General features: G+C 60.9%; 17 protein-coding genes. 12 read left to right on the plus strand and 5 right to left on the minus strand.

Annotated features, from left to right (window positions below; translation table 11 throughout):
* Positions 1-21: 21 nt before the first annotated feature.
* Positions 22-1,209 carry an MFS transporter gene (locus tag GV819_RS06970; protein WP_161754845.1) on the plus strand — a complete coding sequence of 396 codons (1,188 nt, stop codon included), beginning with the start codon at positions 22-24 and terminating at the stop codon, positions 1,207-1,209.
* Position 1,210: 1 nt separating this feature from the next.
* On the opposite strand, the gene GV819_RS06975 is transcribed toward GV819_RS06970, so the two are convergent.
* Both GV819_RS06975 and GV819_RS06980 read right to left on the minus strand, forming a co-directional pair.
* Positions 1,211-2,248, minus strand: a complete 1,038-nt coding sequence (locus tag GV819_RS06975; protein WP_161754847.1) for an alpha/beta hydrolase family protein — start codon at positions 2,246-2,248, stop codon at positions 1,211-1,213.
* A 255-nt stretch (positions 2,249-2,503) separates the two neighbouring features.
* Complete coding sequence (locus tag GV819_RS06980; protein WP_161754849.1) at positions 2,504-3,115, minus strand: FMN-dependent NADH-azoreductase; 612 nt, start codon at positions 3,113-3,115, stop codon at positions 2,504-2,506.
* 131 nt (positions 3,116-3,246) lie between these two features.
* On the opposite strand from GV819_RS06980, the gene GV819_RS06985 reads away from it, so the two are divergent.
* Positions 3,247-4,155, plus strand: a complete 909-nt coding sequence (locus tag GV819_RS06985; RefSeq protein WP_161754851.1) for a LysR substrate-binding domain-containing protein — start codon at positions 3,247-3,249, stop codon at positions 4,153-4,155.
* 11 nt (positions 4,156-4,166) lie between these two features.
* Complete coding sequence (locus tag GV819_RS06990; RefSeq protein WP_178124731.1) at positions 4,167-4,511, plus strand: MmcQ/YjbR family DNA-binding protein; 345 nt, start codon at positions 4,167-4,169, stop codon at positions 4,509-4,511.
* Here the strand turns inward: GV819_RS06990 and GV819_RS06995 are convergent.
* A complete protein-coding gene (locus GV819_RS06995) occupies positions 4,508-4,930 on the minus strand; it encodes a DUF1294 domain-containing protein (protein WP_161754855.1) in 423 nt (140 codons plus the stop codon). The two genes, GV819_RS06990 and GV819_RS06995, sit on opposite strands and share 4 nt — an antisense overlap.
* Positions 4,927-5,757, minus strand: a complete 831-nt coding sequence (locus GV819_RS07000; RefSeq protein ID WP_161754856.1) for an undecaprenyl-diphosphate phosphatase — start codon at positions 5,755-5,757, stop codon at positions 4,927-4,929. Before GV819_RS07000 ends, GV819_RS06995 begins: the two co-directional genes overlap by 4 nt.
* Positions 5,758-6,050: 293 nt before the next feature.
* On the opposite strand from GV819_RS07000, the gene GV819_RS07005 reads away from it, so the two are divergent.
* From GV819_RS07005 to GV819_RS07045, 9 genes are all read left to right on the plus strand, one after another.
* Positions 6,051-7,685 (plus strand): methyl-accepting chemotaxis protein, encoded by a 1,635-nt coding sequence (locus GV819_RS07005; protein WP_161755281.1) that lies wholly within the window; start codon positions 6,051-6,053, stop codon positions 7,683-7,685.
* Positions 7,686-7,764: 79 nt separating this feature from the next.
* A complete protein-coding gene (pnuC, locus tag GV819_RS07010) occupies positions 7,765-8,328 on the plus strand; it encodes a nicotinamide riboside transporter PnuC (RefSeq protein ID WP_161754858.1) in 564 nt (187 codons plus the stop codon).
* Complete coding sequence (locus GV819_RS07015) at positions 8,325-8,849, plus strand: AAA family ATPase (RefSeq protein WP_161754860.1); 525 nt, start codon at positions 8,325-8,327, stop codon at positions 8,847-8,849. The genes pnuC and GV819_RS07015 overlap by 4 nt, the downstream gene beginning before the upstream one ends.
* A 329-nt stretch (positions 8,850-9,178) precedes the next feature.
* The gene (locus GV819_RS07020; protein ID WP_161754863.1) at positions 9,179-9,622 is read left to right on the plus strand and encodes a hypothetical protein; all 444 of its coding nucleotides are present in this window, start codon (positions 9,179-9,181) and stop codon (positions 9,620-9,622) included.
* A gap of 1 nt (position 9,623) precedes the next feature.
* Positions 9,624-10,202, plus strand: a complete 579-nt coding sequence (locus tag GV819_RS07025; RefSeq protein WP_161754865.1) for an adhesin — start codon at positions 9,624-9,626, stop codon at positions 10,200-10,202.
* A gap of 63 nt (positions 10,203-10,265) precedes the next feature.
* Positions 10,266-11,252, plus strand: a complete 987-nt coding sequence (locus GV819_RS07030) for a heme utilization protein (protein ID WP_161754867.1) — start codon at positions 10,266-10,268, stop codon at positions 11,250-11,252.
* 63 nt (positions 11,253-11,315) lie between these two features.
* Entirely contained in the window at positions 11,316-11,996 is a 681-nt protein-coding gene (locus GV819_RS07035) for a C39 family peptidase (protein ID WP_161754869.1), read from the plus strand.
* Between the two features lie 48 nt (positions 11,997-12,044).
* Positions 12,045-12,785, plus strand: coding sequence for a hypothetical protein (locus tag GV819_RS07040; protein WP_161754871.1), 741 nt, complete (start codon positions 12,045-12,047; stop codon positions 12,783-12,785).
* 47 nt (positions 12,786-12,832) lie between these two features.
* Positions 12,833-14,131 (plus strand): transporter, encoded by a 1,299-nt coding sequence (locus GV819_RS07045; protein WP_161754873.1) that lies wholly within the window; start codon positions 12,833-12,835, stop codon positions 14,129-14,131.
* A 76-nt stretch (positions 14,132-14,207) separates the two neighbouring features.
* Here GV819_RS07045 and GV819_RS07050 read toward each other — a convergent pair whose 3' ends face one another.
* Positions 14,208-15,533, minus strand: a complete 1,326-nt coding sequence (locus GV819_RS07050; protein ID WP_161754875.1) for a sigma-54 dependent transcriptional regulator — start codon at positions 15,531-15,533, stop codon at positions 14,208-14,210.
* Positions 15,534-15,653 lie beyond the last annotated feature (120 nt).

Genomic DNA, 15,653 nt, shown 5'->3' on the forward strand with positions numbered 1-15,653 from the left:
GCCGCCCGCGAACGAGCCTTCATGCCCGAGCCACAAACGCCCGCTCAAAGTTCCATGGCGATCACCCTGCAGATCGTCTCCATCGTCTTCTATACCTTTATCGCCTTTATCTGCATCGGCCTGCCGATTGCCGTGTTGCCGGGGTATGTGCACGGGCAATTGGGCTTCAGTGCAGTAGTCGCGGGGTTGACCATCGGTTCTCAGTACCTGGCGACCCTGCTAAGCCGGCCCATGGCCGGGCGCATGTCGGACACGGTGGGCACCAAGCGCTCGATCATCTACGGGCTCTTGGGGATCCTGCTCAGCGGTGTGCTGACACTGGTTTCCGGGCTGCTGGAAAGCCTGCCACTGCTGAGCCTGAGCATCCTGCTCGGGGGCCGTGTGCTGTTGGGCGTGGCCCAGGGATTGATCGGGGTCGGCACCATCAGCTGGTGCATGGGCCAGGTCGGTGCCGAACATACCGCACGATCGATTTCCTGGAACGGTATCGCCTCCTACGGCGCCATCGCGATCGGTGCACCGCTTGGGGTGGTGATGGTCGAGCAATACGGTTTTGCCAGCCTCGGCATCGCCCTGTCGAGCCTGGCGCTACTGGCCCTGATACTGATCCGCAACAAACCCTCGGTGCCAGTGATTCGCGGTGAGCGCTTGCCGTTCTGGGCGGTGTTCGGACGCATCGCGCCCTTCGGTGCCAGCTTGAGCCTGGCCTCCATCGGCTACGGCACCCTGACCACCTTCATTACCCTGTTCTACCTGAGCCGCGGTTGGACTGGCGCCGCTTATTGCCTGACGGTATTCGGGGTGTGCTTTATCTTCTCGCGGTTGCTGTTCATCTCCTGCATCAGCCGTTTTGGTGGCTTTTCCTCGGCGATTGCCTGCATGTGCATCGAGACCCTGGGGCTGATCCTGCTCTGGCTCGCACCCTCCACTGCCTGGGCACTGATCGGCGCCGGGCTTACCGGGTTCGGCCTGTCGCTGGTCTACCCGGCACTGGGGGTGGAAGCCATCAAGCAAGTGCCCAGTAGCAGCCGCGGCGCCGGCTTGAGTGCCTATGCGGTGTTTTTCGATCTGGCGCTGGCGATCGCCGGCCCGTTGATGGGTGCGGTAGCGCTGAACCTGGGGTATTCCTGGATCTTCTTCGGCGCCGCTCTGCTCTCGGTCAGCGGCCTGGGGCTGACCTTGCTGCTCAAGCGCTGGGCCGGCGCCTGAGTCACTGATCCGCGGTCTGCATCCCTGCCCGGCTCGGCCTGCTCAGGGTATGGGCGAAGAACTTTCCGGCTTCGGAAATCAGGTTGCGGTGAATGTCCTCGCGGTCGACGCCATCGGCATCGGTGCACAGGGCCGGCATGGCGGCCATTTGCTCAGCGGTGCACGGCGCCATGAACACAAAGTGCCCGGCACCGGCCAGCAACTTGAAGTCCGGCGCCACCGGCAGCTTGCGCGCCAGGGCGGCGGCGTTCTTGTCCAGGGCCACCAGCTTGTCACCATCACCGCTGTACAGCAGCACCGGCACATGCACCCCGGCCAGGGTATGACGGCCGAACTTCAAGCTCAGGGGCGCCATCAGCATCAGCGCATGCACCCGTGGATCGGCTACTGGCTGCAAGTCGTCGCGGTCGACAATCAGTTCGCCCCGGGTATTGCAGGCATCGCCGTCATCGGGACGCTCCTGGCAGTAGCGCCGCAGCCGGCCCAGGTCCGGCATGGCCCCGGAGAGGATCAAGGCCGTCTCGCCACCGGCGGAGTAACCGATCACCCCGACCTGATCGGCGTCGACAAAAGGTGACAGCATCGGGTCGCCCAGGGTTGCGGTAATGGCTTCGGAGATCTGGATCGGCCGCCCATAGAGGTTGCTCAAGGTCCCCAGGCGGCTGTGATCCTTGGAATTGTCCCCGGGGTGAATCACCGCCACCACGACAAAACCCTTACGTGCCAGGGACGTGGCCAGGTCGTGCAGGGCCAGGGGCGTGCCGGTGTTGCCATGGGACAGCATCAGCATCGGGAAACGGCCGATGGCGATCTTCGCATCCCGGGACGCGGCGATCTGATAACCCTCGAGATTACTGGCATGTTCGATGCCGGTGGACGGATAGAACGCAATTGCGCGCATCGGTTGCAAGTCCAGGGGATCGAGAAAGCTCATCTCATGGAAACCGACGCTCCAGTGCGGGTGTGGCGCAGGTGCGGCCTGCACTGAAATCAGGCTGCTGAGCAGGCAAATCAGTAACATTGCACAAAGACGTTTCATCACTCGCCCACCTTTGCTGCTAGATCGAGAAAGCGCTTTCCCCCAGCCATCCCTTGCCGCCAAGGCCTTGAAGCGGTAACGGCCTGTCACCATGGATGCACAGAAAGGGGGCATTACTCCCTGCTCTGCATAACCTGGGCCAGAAACACTGAAAAACACCAATAAAAAAACTCCGCACCCTGCTCACTTAAAACAGTGAGCAGAGTACAGAGTTTAGTGGTGCTTACCGCGTCTGGAAGCGTCTTTACACAAGTATTACGCGGCAGCGAAGAGCTGTTCGCTGATCTGCACCTGAGCGTCATTCATGGCTTTGCTGCGCATCTCTTCACCGTAGGCCAGGCCGTGGGCACGAACGAATTCGATATCGGTGATGCCGAGGAAGCCGAACAGCACTTTCAGGTAGTCCTCATGGGCAACACCAGTGGCTTGACCGGCGTGCAATCCACCGGAGGTGGAGACCACGATCAGCTTTTTGCCACCGCACAGGCCTTCGGGACCGGCTTCGGTGTAACGGAAGGTCTGGCCGGCGACGGCGATGCGGTCGATCCAGGCCTTGAGCTGGGTCGGGATGGTGAAGTTGTACATCGGCGCAGCCAAGACCACCGCATCGGCATCGAGGAACTCGGCCAGGGTCTGGGCGCTGAGTTCGGCCTCGTGCTTTTGTGCAGCATCACGCAGTTCGGCGGCGGTGCCGGCTGCTACCAGGGTGGCGGCGGAAAAATGATTGATCGCATCGCCGGCCAGGTCACGGTAGGTCACCACGGCGCCCGGCTGCGCGGCCTTCCAGGCTTCAACCACGGTGTGGCTCAGCTGGCGGGAGGCCGAGTTGTCACCAAGAATGCTCGAATCGATATGCAACAGTTTCATCAGGAATCTCCAAGTGAGGACCGCCACTGAGCGATCGGATGCTGGCAATCCTACAGGTGAAACCAATAGCTGATTAGTCAGCATAAATGCGATAGTTCGTCCTATCAGCAGGACAATAGAGCCCTACTCCCATGCAAGACCTCAACGACCTGTATTACTTCGCCAAAGTAGTCGAAGCCGGTGGCTTTGCCGCGGCCGGGCGCCTCCTGGGCATTCCCAAGTCGCGCCTTTCGCGGCGCATTGCCGAACTGGAGGAGCGCCTGAAGGCGCGACTGCTGCAACGCACCACCCGCCAATTGAAGCTGACCGCCGTAGGCGAGCGTTACTTGCGCCACTGCCAGGCAATGCTACTGGAAGCGGAAATGGCCGACGAAGCCGTGGCCAGCATGGCCAGTGAACCCCGGGGTCGTCTGCGAGTGTCGAGCCCGGTAGGCCTGGCCCATGAGTTGATGACACCCCTGGTGAGTTCCTTCCTGGAGAAGTACCCGCAGGTGCAATTGGAGATGCTGCTGCTCAACCGCCGCGTCGACCTGATCAACGAAGGCATCGATGTGGCCCTGCGGGTACGCGAACAGGGCGATGAGGATCCGCTGCTGGTGAGCCGTCGCCTGCGTCCGGCACAGACGGCGATGGTCGCCACTCCCGCGTTCCTGCGGGACAACCCGGTGGAGCATCCCGAAGATTTGCGGCGCCTGCCGATACTTGGCGCACTGGAAGCCGATCGCCTGGTGCACTTGCGCCTACTGGACCAACAAGGCAACGCCTGTGAGCTGGCCCTGGAGGCACGCCTGGGTATCGACGATTTCATTGTCCGTCGAGCCTGCGCCCTCGCCGGCCTGGGCTGTACCATGCTGCCGATGCTGTATTGCGAGGAAGAACTGGCCAGCGGTCAGTTGGTCCAGCTACTGCCGCAGTGGTCGTTGCCCGGCGGCTGGCTGCAAGCGGTGTATCCTCACCGCCGGGGGGTGTTGCCGGCCGTACGGGCCTGGATCGAACACCTGAGCGAATCCTTCGAACGCTGTGGAGAACGACTGTTGTGAAAGCCGGAACCCTGAATGAGCAGCAAGTGGCGCAATTCTGCCTGGCCCTGCCAGGTGCGCGGGAAGACTACAAGTGGGGTGGCGTACGAGTCTTCTCGATCGCCGGCAACAAGATGTTCGCCGTGCAGAACCTGCGGGGCGACTCCCTGGCGTTCAAGGTCGATCAGCAACTGTTCCTCGGTCACGTCGATCGGCCGGGCATCGCCCCGGCGCCCTATCTGGCCCGAGCGCACTGGATCATCATGCAAACGCCCTACCCGCTGGGCGCCGAGGAACTCAAGGCGTTGCTGCAGCGCTCCCACCAACTGGTGGCAAGCAAGTTGCCCAAGCGGGTCCAGACCGGCCTCTTGCTCTAGAGCAGCGTCAGCAGGCTGTTCTCCAGGAACAGCCGGTCGATCCAGTACACCTGATGCAGCGCCACGATCAACCAGAACAGAGCCTGGTAGGACACCTTGCGGGTCTTGTGGCGCAGCAGTTGCTGCGCCAGCAAGGCACCGGGCCAGCCACCGGCCAGCTCCAGTGCGTGCAGGACATTCTCCGGGACTCTCTGACCCTCGACCCGGGCTCGGCGCTTGTCGTGCCAATACACCAGGAACGTCAGCAGGCTGACCACGCCATAGGCGGCCAGGGGAATCAGCGAGATCCCCCGCCACCACAGGGACAATGAGCCAAACAGCGGCAGCCCGCACAACAGCACAAACGCCAGCAGCTTGGCCCGTGGATGCTGGATGCGCACGCCGTTGCCAGAGCGCGAATCACCACGCGAGGCCGTCATGACTTGGCCGCCGCCCAGTCGATCCAGCCGAACTGCCAGGTCGCCAGGATCAACAGGCCGAAGGCGATGCGGTACCAGGCGAACGCCGCATAGCTGTGGCTGGCGATGAATTTCAGCAGGCCCTTGACGGCGATCATGGCGAAGATGAAGGCGGTGACAAACCCTATGGCGAACACCGGGAAATCATCGGGCTGGAACAGGTGCCGGTATTTGTAGCCGGAGTACACCGCAGCACCGACCATGGTCGGCATTGCCAGGAAGAACGAGAACTCGGTGGCCGTCTTGCGTGACAGGCCGAACAACAACCCGCCGATAATCGTCGAGCCGGAGCGCGAGGTGCCTGGGATCATCGCCAGGCATTGGGCACAACCGACCTTGAGCGCATCTTTCCAGGTAATTTCATCCACGCTCTCGGCATGCACCTGATGCTGCCGGCGCTCGGCCCAGAGCATGATGATGCCGCCGATCACCAGGGCCGTGGCCACAGTGATGGGATTGAACAGGTAGGCATGGATCAGGTCGGCAAAAATCACCCCCAGCACCACCGCCGGGAAAAAGGCGATCAGCAGGTTGACGGTGAAGCGCCGGGCCTTCGGCTGGGTCGCCAGGCCGCTCACCACCTCGAGGATCTTGCGCCGGAACTCCCAGACTACGGCCAGGATCGCGCCCAATTGAATGATGATGTTGAAGGCTATCGCCCGCTCGCCACCGAAATTCAGCAAGTCGGCCACGATAATCTGGTGCCCGGTGCTGCTGATGGGTAAAAACTCGGTCAGGCCTTCGACAATCCCGAGTATCAATGCTTGTGCGGCGGTCCAAAGATCCATCCATCCCCCATGAGGCTATGCTCCTGGCATGCCTCTTTTTAAGTAGTCAAAGCGTTCACTGCGTCGAGCGCCACCGAGATTTCGGTGCCTTTAAGCTAAACACAAGCCCATGAAAATCCTCTGAAAATTTCAGAAAGATTGAGGTTTTGCGCGAAGCCGCCGAAATCCTAGCAGACAGGCGCAAAACGCGCCGCGATGTTATTGGACTTCCGTAGGGTTGGCGCTCAGAGGCAGGCATGCTTGGATGCTCGCGGCCTTTTATGACAAGAACAAGAATCTGGAGTGACCGGATGATGAATAGCTTACGCAAGATGTCCATCAGTCAGCGCCTGTGGCTGATCCTGATCGTCGCCGTACTGACCCTGGTGACCCTGGGCGTGATGATGCTGCAGCAGATTCATGGCGACCTGTACCAGGCCAAGGCACAGAAAACCCAGCATGTGGTACAGACCGCTGCCGGCGTGCTGAATTACTACCATGGCCTGGAAACCGCCGGCAGCCTGAACCGCGAGCAGGCGCAACAGCAGGCGCTGCAGGTGATTCGCGGGCTGCGCTATAACCAGAGTGACTATTTCTGGATCAACGACCTGACGCCGGTGATGATCATGCACCCGGCCAACCCCAAGCTCGACGGGCAGAACCTCGCGGCCGTCAAGGATCCGGACGGTTTCGAAGTGTTCAACCAGATGGTCAGCCTGGCCAAGGCCAAGGGCGCCGGCATGGTGGACTATCGCTGGCCCAAGCCCGGGGCCGAGCAGCCGGTGCAGAAAACCTCCTATATCCAGCTGTTCCAACCCTGGGGCTGGATCATCGGTTCCGGGGTGTACATCGATGACCTGCAGGAGGAGTTCTATGCCCAGGTCCTGCGCGCCTCCTCCGTCGGCCTGGTGATTGCCCTGCTGATGGCTGGGCTGGTGGTGTTGATCGTGCGCAGTATCGTCAGTCCGCTGCGGGAAACCGTGCACGCCATGGCCAATATTGCCAGCGGCGAAAGCGACCTGACCCGCAGCCTCGACACCCACGGCCAGGATGAAGTCACCGAACTGGCCCGGCACTTCAACGGCTTTACCGCCAAATTGCGTGGGGTGGTGACACAACTGCAAACCAGCGCTGGTGCCCTCGAGCAGTCCTCCAACGAGCTGGGCAGCAACGCCTCCGAGGCTCAGGAGCGCAGCCAGCAGCAATCCCAGCAAATGGAACAGGTGGCCGCTGCCATCAGCCAGGTCACCAGCGGGGTCCAGGACGTGGCGAAGAACGCCGAGCATGCCGCCAGTGAGGTTCGCGAAGCCGAGGCCCAGGCCCAGCAGGGGCAGGTCAATATCGACGGCAGCCTGCAACAGATCGAGCAGTTGTCAGCGACCATCAACCAGGCAGTGGAAGTGATTCGCACCCTGGCGACGGAAAGCACCCAGATCGGCACGGTACTGGAAGTGATCCGCTCGATTGCCGAACAGACCAACCTACTGGCCTTGAATGCTGCCATCGAAGCGGCGCGCGCCGGAGAACAGGGCCGCGGCTTTGCCGTGGTGGCCGATGAGGTGCGCCTGCTGGCCCAGCGGACCCAGCAATCCACCGCAGAAATCCAGGGCATGATCGAACGCCTGCAGAACCACTCGGAAGCCGCGGTCAAGGTCATCGGCGACAGCAGCCGCGCCTCGCAATTGACCATCGAACAGGCCGGGCTCGCCGGCGCCAGCCTCAATGCCATCGGCCAGGCCCTGCGCACCCTCAATGGTTTGAACGCGTCGATTGCCAGCGCCACCATGCAGCAGGCCCATGTGGTGGAGGACATCAATCACAATGTCAGTCAGGCCGCGGGACTGTCCCAGGGCACCGCCTTGGCGGCCCAGCACTCCAGTGTCGCCAGCCGTCATCTCAAGGAGCTGTCCGAGCAGCTCAATGGCCTGCTCCGGCAGTTCCGCGTCTGAGCCAAGGGTCCCGGGCTAACGCCCGGGGCCCAGTCTGGGTACAATCCGCCCCCTCCTCTATTTCCCCCAAGGAATCGCCATGTCCGGGCTTGAACTGTTTGCCGCTGCCCTCGGCGTTATCGCCGTCTGGCTAACGGTCAAGCAGAACCCCTGGTGCTGGCCCATCGGCCTGGTCATGGTGCTGCTCTACAGCTGGATCTTCTACGAGGTCAAACTCTATTCCGACATGCTGCTGCAGGTGGTCTATGCGGTGCTGCAACTCTATGGCTGGTGGCAGTGGACCCGCGGAGGTGAACAGCATCAGGGCCGTCCGGTCAGCCAGTTGCAGGGCCCGGCGCTGCTCCAGGGGCTGGCCCTTGGGGCACTGGGCAGCCTGTTGCTGGGTGCGGCCATGGCCCACTGGACCGACGCCGCGCAACCCTGGTTGGACGCTGCCCTGACCGGCTTCAGTCTGGTGGCGCAATGGTGGATGGCGCAGAAACGCGTGCAATGCTGGCCGCTGTGGGTGGCAGTGGATGTGATCTTCGTCGGCCTGTTCATCTACAAAGAGCTGTACCTGACCGCAGCCCTTTATGCGCTGTTCACCCTGATTGCACTCCAGGGCTGGCGCGCCTGGCGGGCCGACCCGGCCCTGCAATCATGAAGGTGCTGGTCCTGACCGGCCCCGAATCCAGTGGCAAAAGCTGGCTCGCGGCCGAGCTGCAAGCCCACTTCGGCGGTGTCCTGGTGGGTGAATATGTACGGCACTTCATCGAGCAGCAGCGCCGTGACACCTGCTTCTCGGACATCCCCGAGATCGCCCGCGGGCAATTGGCCTGGGAAGATCAGGCGCGGGCACAACGGCCCGCCCTGCTGATTCTCGACACCCATCTGCTGAGCAACCTGCTGTGGAGCCAGACCCTATTCGGCGACGTCCCAGACTGGCTTGAGCCGCAACTGTTGGCCCGTCACTACGACCTGCACCTGCTGCTGTCCCCGGAGGATGTCGCCTGGAGCGACGATGGCCAGCGCTGCCAACCGCAACTGGCTGAACGCCTGGCCTTCTTCGAGGCCACTCGGCAGTGGCTGGAGCAGCACCAGCAGCCTTATCGAGTCATTCGCGGCGATTGGCAGGCGCGTCGGCAGCAGGCTTTCGAACAGGTCCGGCAACTGCTGCCGGCTTGACTGGGGAGCATGCCTGAAGGCTGCAAGTGTCCATTGCTGAAACACTTCCCTGGCCATCAGGCCGCTATTTCCCGGGGTAGCGCGTGCTGCCGGGGAAACTGTTAAGCCACTGATACAACCCCGCAGCAACCCCTGTTCCAGAGCATTCCCCCAGCCATGGCCAATGGCCGCCGGAGGAACTTGTCTCATTCCTGAAACAGTCACGCCGGCGCACTCCCCTTAGCCACCCCAAGCCATTGATTTTTTTATAAAAATCAAAAGCGGCACGGCTTCTGCTCTCTTCCTCCCAACGCTGACTAGGGCCAGCACTGAGAAGAAGGAATGCCGCCGTGGGGAATCTGAATACTCGTTTCACCCGCCTACTGCTGATCGGTTGCACCATCAGCGCGGTGCACTGCCTCCCGGCTCTGGCGGCAGGCAATGGCGAGATCGTCCTTGAGCGCGAAGTACACCCCACCGCTATCGGTCGCCCTATGCAGCTCGACCCCAACCCCACCACGGTCAACGCCAATCCATCCGGATTGGTCTCTGGCACGCTCAATAGCGAGATGAGCGACAACGAGTTCGCCGGGGTCAGCAGCGGCTCATTGATCCACCGCACCGTGACACCCAACGGCACCGGTGTCGCCGGGCTGAATGTGGTGACTAATCCGGACGGCTTACCCGGCATGACCGCCGGCCACGGTGGTGGTTCCGGCGCTTCGATCTCCGGCTCGATCAACCGCTCCATCAGCTCCGGCATGGCGCCTTTGAGCAATATCGGAGGCCACTGAGATGAGACATTCGCTGATCCTCCTCGCCCTGCTCGGCTGCGCCTCGGCCATGGCCGATAGCGGCGGCCAGACCCAGGACACCGCGACCCTGAGCAACTCCGGGGCGGGCTATACCGGCAACTTCAACATCAACCAGGCTGCCGGCGACCAGCAACAGCAAACCAACGTGCGGGCCATCGCCATCGGCACCAATGCCAATGCCAGCACCAGCGTGACCCAGAAAATCACCACGCCAGCCGATCGCTCGGTCAACGCCAGCAGCACCATCGGTGGCAACTCTTTCAGCAACGGCAGCGGCGCACTGGGCGTGAACCAGTCCTCCGGGGCCAATAACCAAATGGTCAATGCCTTGCGGATCAGCATCAGCGCCAATCCGCAAAGCGTCGACGACAGCGCGCTCTCACAGCAGAACGTTGCGCTGTTACCAAACTCAGGAGCATCTGGCTCTCAGCAAGGCAGCCGCCAGGTCGTTACCAGCGACCAGGCCTTCACCGGCAGCCGTGGAGTGATTCAGGTGAACCAGAGTGCCGGGGTGGGGAACCGAATGGCTAACACCCTGAGTATCCGGGTCGCAGATTGACCCCTCGTAGTGCAATTAGAAAGTACCAACACTTAACCAACTAATAAGCACCGGAGAAACACCATGAAACCCACAATGGCTCTCAAACCACTGGTTTTCGCCCTGGCCGCAGTCATGGCAATGGCCGCTCAGGCAGGTGGTAACGATCATGGTAACAACGGCGGTCATGGCAACGATCATGGCGATCAGGGTCCAGACCTCAGCACTCTGCTGCAAATCACCGCAGGCGCAGGCGCTGCCGTTCTGGATGTACAGAACAGCAACACCAACGTGGTGAAAAACCAGGGCACCCTCAACAGCGCCAAGATTGACGGTTCCCTCAACGGCTCCAACGGCAACATGGGCGCCAACACCGCCGCCGGCGACGGCAACCAACAAGACAACGCCGCCGCCCTGGCCACCGCCGATGAGACCTTCATCTTCGGTAGCGCAGTAGCCGCCTCCAGCGCTACTCAGGTGAACAACAACAACTACGTGAAAAACTCTTCGACCCAAAACAACGCCGTGCTCAACAACTCCGGCAACAACGGTTCGGGCAACATTGGCATGAACGTCACTGCCGGCGACTTCAACCAACAGAAAAACAACCTGGCAATCGCCGTGTCCGGTGGTCGCGTAGCCACCGCCGCCGCATCGGCCAACCAATCCTCCACCAACCTGGTAGTGGATAACAAAGGAGTCCAAGCCTACAAAACCACCACCCTCACTGGCACCTTCGAGGCGGACGGCTCCTACCACGGTACTGGTCACGGCACCGTGGGCGGCGGTAGAGGCGGCGACCATGGCGGTGACCAATGGGGTGGCCAAGGTGGCGATCATGGCGGACAAAGCCTGACCTTCCAGGAACAAGGCTCTATCGAACTGGCTGGCTACTGGACCCAGCAAGTGCTGACCAAAGACGGCTGGAAAAACCCAGTGGTCAACAACGCCAGCATGACCGGCTCGATGAACGGCTTCTCCGGCAACGGCGGCGCCAACGTCTCGGCCGGTGTGGGCAACCAACAAAGCAACTCGCTGTCCATCGCCGCTGGCTGCAAAGCCTGCATGTAGTCGCGATCGTCACGAAAGCCCCGGAAACGGGGCTTTTCCACAGTCTCACCAGGCGTAACGATCATGCGTACTGCGATCATCATTCTACTGCTGAGCCTTTGCGGCACCGTGCATGCGGCACAGATGGCGGTTGCCGGACTTCCCGACGGTGGCCTGATATTCAAGAAAGTGCAGAGCGTGCGTGAGCGCAGGTTCAGCGACATCGTCGAACAGAAAACCGATTTCAGCTGCGGCGCCGCCGCACTGGCCACCATCCTGCGCCAGGCTTACTGGCTGGATGTCAACGAGGAACAGGTGATCAAGGGCATGCTGGTGAATTCGGATCAGAAACTGGTCCAGACCCAGGGCTTCTCGATGCTTGACATGAAGCACTACGCGGAAAGCATCGGCATGCGTGCCAGGGGTTACAGGATTCCTCCTGAAAAGCTTGAGGCGGTGACCATTCCGGTGGTGGTGCTGATGGAAATACGTGGCTACAAGCACTTTGTGGTGATGCAGCGCGCCCAAAAAGACTGGGTCTACATCGGCGACCCAGTGTTGGGCCACAAGCGCTACAGCCATGAAGACTTCGTCAAAGGCTGGAATGGCATCGTCTTCGCCATCATCGGCCCCGGCTACGACAAGGCCAACGCCTTGCTCGACCCGCCAGCTCCCCTGACCGCTAAAAACAAGATCGACAGCTTCTACCCGGTCAAAGATGCAGAGCTGATGGATTTCGGTTTCATCCAAAGCGACTTCTTCTAGAAGAGCACTCAACGAAAAAAAGGGGGCAGGACGCTCCAGGAGCAGCAGATGAAGACTTCATACTGGTTGGCTGCGGCCTGCCTGGCAGCAGCTCTTCCGGCCCATGCTGGTTTCAAACCGATCGAAATTCAGGACCAGGAACTCTCGCAGTTGCGTGGCCGTTATGTGATGCCGGGACGGATCATCAGTTTCGGCATCGTCATGAGCAGTACCTGGCGTAATGCCAGTGGCGACCTGATTGGCGCCACCAGCACCCTGCAGGTCCAGCAAGCCACCGTAACCCCGCAATTCTATGTCACCACCATCAACCAGACCGGCAACGGCACAACCCCCTCCCTGGGCACCGGCAACGTCATCGGAGGCGCAGGCCTGGCGGCCAACCAGGGCGTGACACAGAGCGTGCGTGCCGCAGGTGACGGCAACACGGCCTACAACAATGTCAGCATCAACGTGAGCGAAGCCAATCAGGCTCCGGTCATACTCAGCAATCCGGGCCAGGCCTTGCTGAGCGGCCAGACCATCACAGGCAGCGGTCCCGCCGGCAGTGTTTCGGTTTCCGCAGTCAATGGCGGGGTCCAGATGGCGATCCTGGCCAACAGCAATCAAGGCAATACCCTGCAGCAGGTGGCCCAGGGCAACGTCCTGCAGAACACCCGGCTGCTGGGTAACAACAACCTGGTCAATAACCTGACCCAACTCAATGTAGTGCTGCAAAACAACGGCCCCAGCACCGGAGCGCTGGACTGCAACCTGACCACGCTCAATGGACTGCGCAACATGAAATTCTGAACTACGCTCCTTTCGACCATTGGGGTTCACAAGGGAAGGTTTATTTCATGTATCGATCGGTTTCACTGCGCGCGGTGGTGTGTTTGAGCACGCTATTTCCGGCGGCAGCGCTGCAAGCAGCGCCCGACGCGGATGTAGCAACCCTAAAACAGGAACTTCTGGAGCTGAAGCAACGTTACGAAGTGCAGCAGAAGGCGCTGGCAGTGCTGGAACAACGTGTACGACAGGTTGAGGACCAGCCTGTAGCGCCACCGCCCAAGCGCCTGGCAAAATCACCGGCCGACTTGAAAGGCAACCAGCAGGTTGCCGGCAGAGGGGCTGCAGCAGCGTCCGGGGGCGCTGCCGGGGGAGCAAGCTACGGTCAATCACTCAAGGATGACTCGGCACCGGCGCAGAGTGTGACCAACCTCTACGACGAGGCCAGCGGCTTCTTTGGCGGCGGTAAGTTCAGCATTGAAACAGGCTTGACCTATGCCCGCTACGACACTCGCCAACTGACCCTCAACGGCTTCCTGGCCCTGGACTCGATCTTTCTGGGCAATATCAACCTGGATCGAATCAAGTCCGACACCTGGACCATGGACCTGACCGCTCGCTACAACCTCAATAACCGCTGGCAGTTCGACATCAACGCGCCAGTGATCTACCGCGAGTCCACCTACCAGTCAGGGGGAGCCAACGGTGGTAGCGGCGGGAGCCTTGCCGAAGAAACCATCACCCGTAACCCGACCTTGGGTGACGTCAACGTCGGGGTCGCCTACAAGTTCCTGGATGAGTCGGACAACCTGCCTGACGCCGTCTTCAGCCTTCGGGTCAAGGCCCCCACGGGCAAGGATCCTTTCGGTATCAAATTCGTCACATCACCCAAGAGCGACAGTCTGAAAGTGCCTGAGAGCCTACCAACCGGTAACGGCGTCTGGGCCATTACCCCCGGGATCTCCCTGGTCAAGACTTTCGACCCGGCGGTGCTGTTCGGCAGCCTGTCCTACACCTATAACATGGAAGATTCCTTCAGTGACCTCAGCCCCGACCCGGCGGTCAAGGCCCCCGGCAAGGTGCAACTGGGCGACAGCTTCCAGATTGGTGCGGGTGTAGCCTTTGCCCTTAACGAGAAGATGAGTATGGCGTTCTCGGTATCTGACCAGATCCAAAGGAAAAGCAAGATCAAGTACAACGGCCAGGACTGGCAATCGATCGTTTCCAGCGATGCCAACGCTGCCTACTTCAACGTCGGCATGACCATTGCCGCTACCGAACACCTAACCATTGTGCCAAACCTGTCCCTGGGCATGACCCAGGACGCGCCGGACTTTACCTTCAGCCTGAAATTCCCGTACTACTTCTGAGGCTCATCACGTCACAAAAAAACGCCAAGGCCCGCTGCGATCCTCATCGCAGCGGGCCTTGGCGCTTCTCCCCGCCCTAGCGGATCTGGTGCTTGTGCAGCAAACGGTAAAACGTCGGACGCGAGATACCCAACACTCGCGCAGCCACGCTGAGGTTGTCGCTGTGCCGGTTCAGCACATCGCACAAGGCCTGGTGTTCAGCACGGTGCTTGTAGTCTTCAAGAGTGCCCATCGCCAGGTCCTGGCCCAGCAAGCTGTGTAATCCCAGGTCACTGGCCTGGATCTGCCGCCCTTCGGCCAGTACCAGACCACGCCGGACACGGTTTGCCAACTCGCGGACATTGCCCGGCCAATCATGCTTGCCCATGGCGACCAACGCATCCTCACTGAAACTGCGCGGGCGCCGTCCGGTTTCCTGACTGTAGAAATGTGCGAAATGACTGGCCAGCATCCCCAGGTCACCATGACGCTCGCGCAAGGGCGCGGTGATCACCTGCAGCACATTCAGCCGGTAATACAGGTCTTCTCGGAAGCGCCCACTGGTGATGGCCGCCTCCAGATCCACATGAGTCGCGGCCAATACCCTGACATCCACTGGAATGGGCTGACTGCCGCCGACCCGCTCGATATGTTTTTCCTGGAGGAAGCGCAGCAGATTGGCTTGCAGTTCCAAAGGCAGATCGCCGATTTCATCGAGAAACAAGGTGCCGCCGTGGGCCGCCTCAATACGTCCGACCTTGCGCTGATGGGCACCGGTAAAGGCGCCCTTTTCATGGCCGAACAGTTCGGACTGGATCAAGTGCTCCGGAATCGCCCCACAATTGATCGCGACAAAGGGCTTGTCATGACGCTGGGACTGGCGATGCAGGGTACGCGCCACCAACTCCTTGCCTGTGCCGCTTTCCCCGCGGATCAGTACCGGTGACTCGGTGGGTGCCAATTTGCTCAGCAGCTTGCGCAGATCACGGATCGGCCGGCTGTCCCCCAACAATTCGTGCTCGGGCTGGTCGACATGAATCGAACCCTGCCCGCGCAGGCGCGCCATGCCGAAGGCCCGGCCCAATGTCACCTGGACCCGAGACACATCGAACGGCAAGGTATGAAAGTCGAAAAACCATTCGCAGACGAAGTCACCGACCTTTTGCAGGCGCAGCACTTCCTGGCTCAACACCGCGATCCACTCAGTGCCGCTGTGGCTGATCAGGTCCTTGACGGCTTCCGGCCGCTCCAGATGAAAGGGTTGCAGGCGCAGCAGGCCGACATCACACGAGCGCTCTCGGGCGGACTGCAGGTCACAACTGTCGACATCCCAGCCTACGGTGCGCAATCCAGGTACCAGGCGATGACAGTCATCACAAGGGTCGACCACCAGCAAACGGCGCTGCACGGGAGCTTCGAGCATGACTGTTCCTTGGCGCCAAAGAGTGGAAAAGTTATTAGAAACAGTGGTTTGTCAAACCTGGCTGTAACATTAGCAAGAACTTGACAGCTGAATGTATCAATTGCTTATAGCGCTGCTTAC

Source organism: Pseudomonas sp. Fl5BN2, assembly GCF_009908205.1.
Lineage (GTDB): Bacteria > Pseudomonadota > Gammaproteobacteria > Pseudomonadales > Pseudomonadaceae > Aquipseudomonas.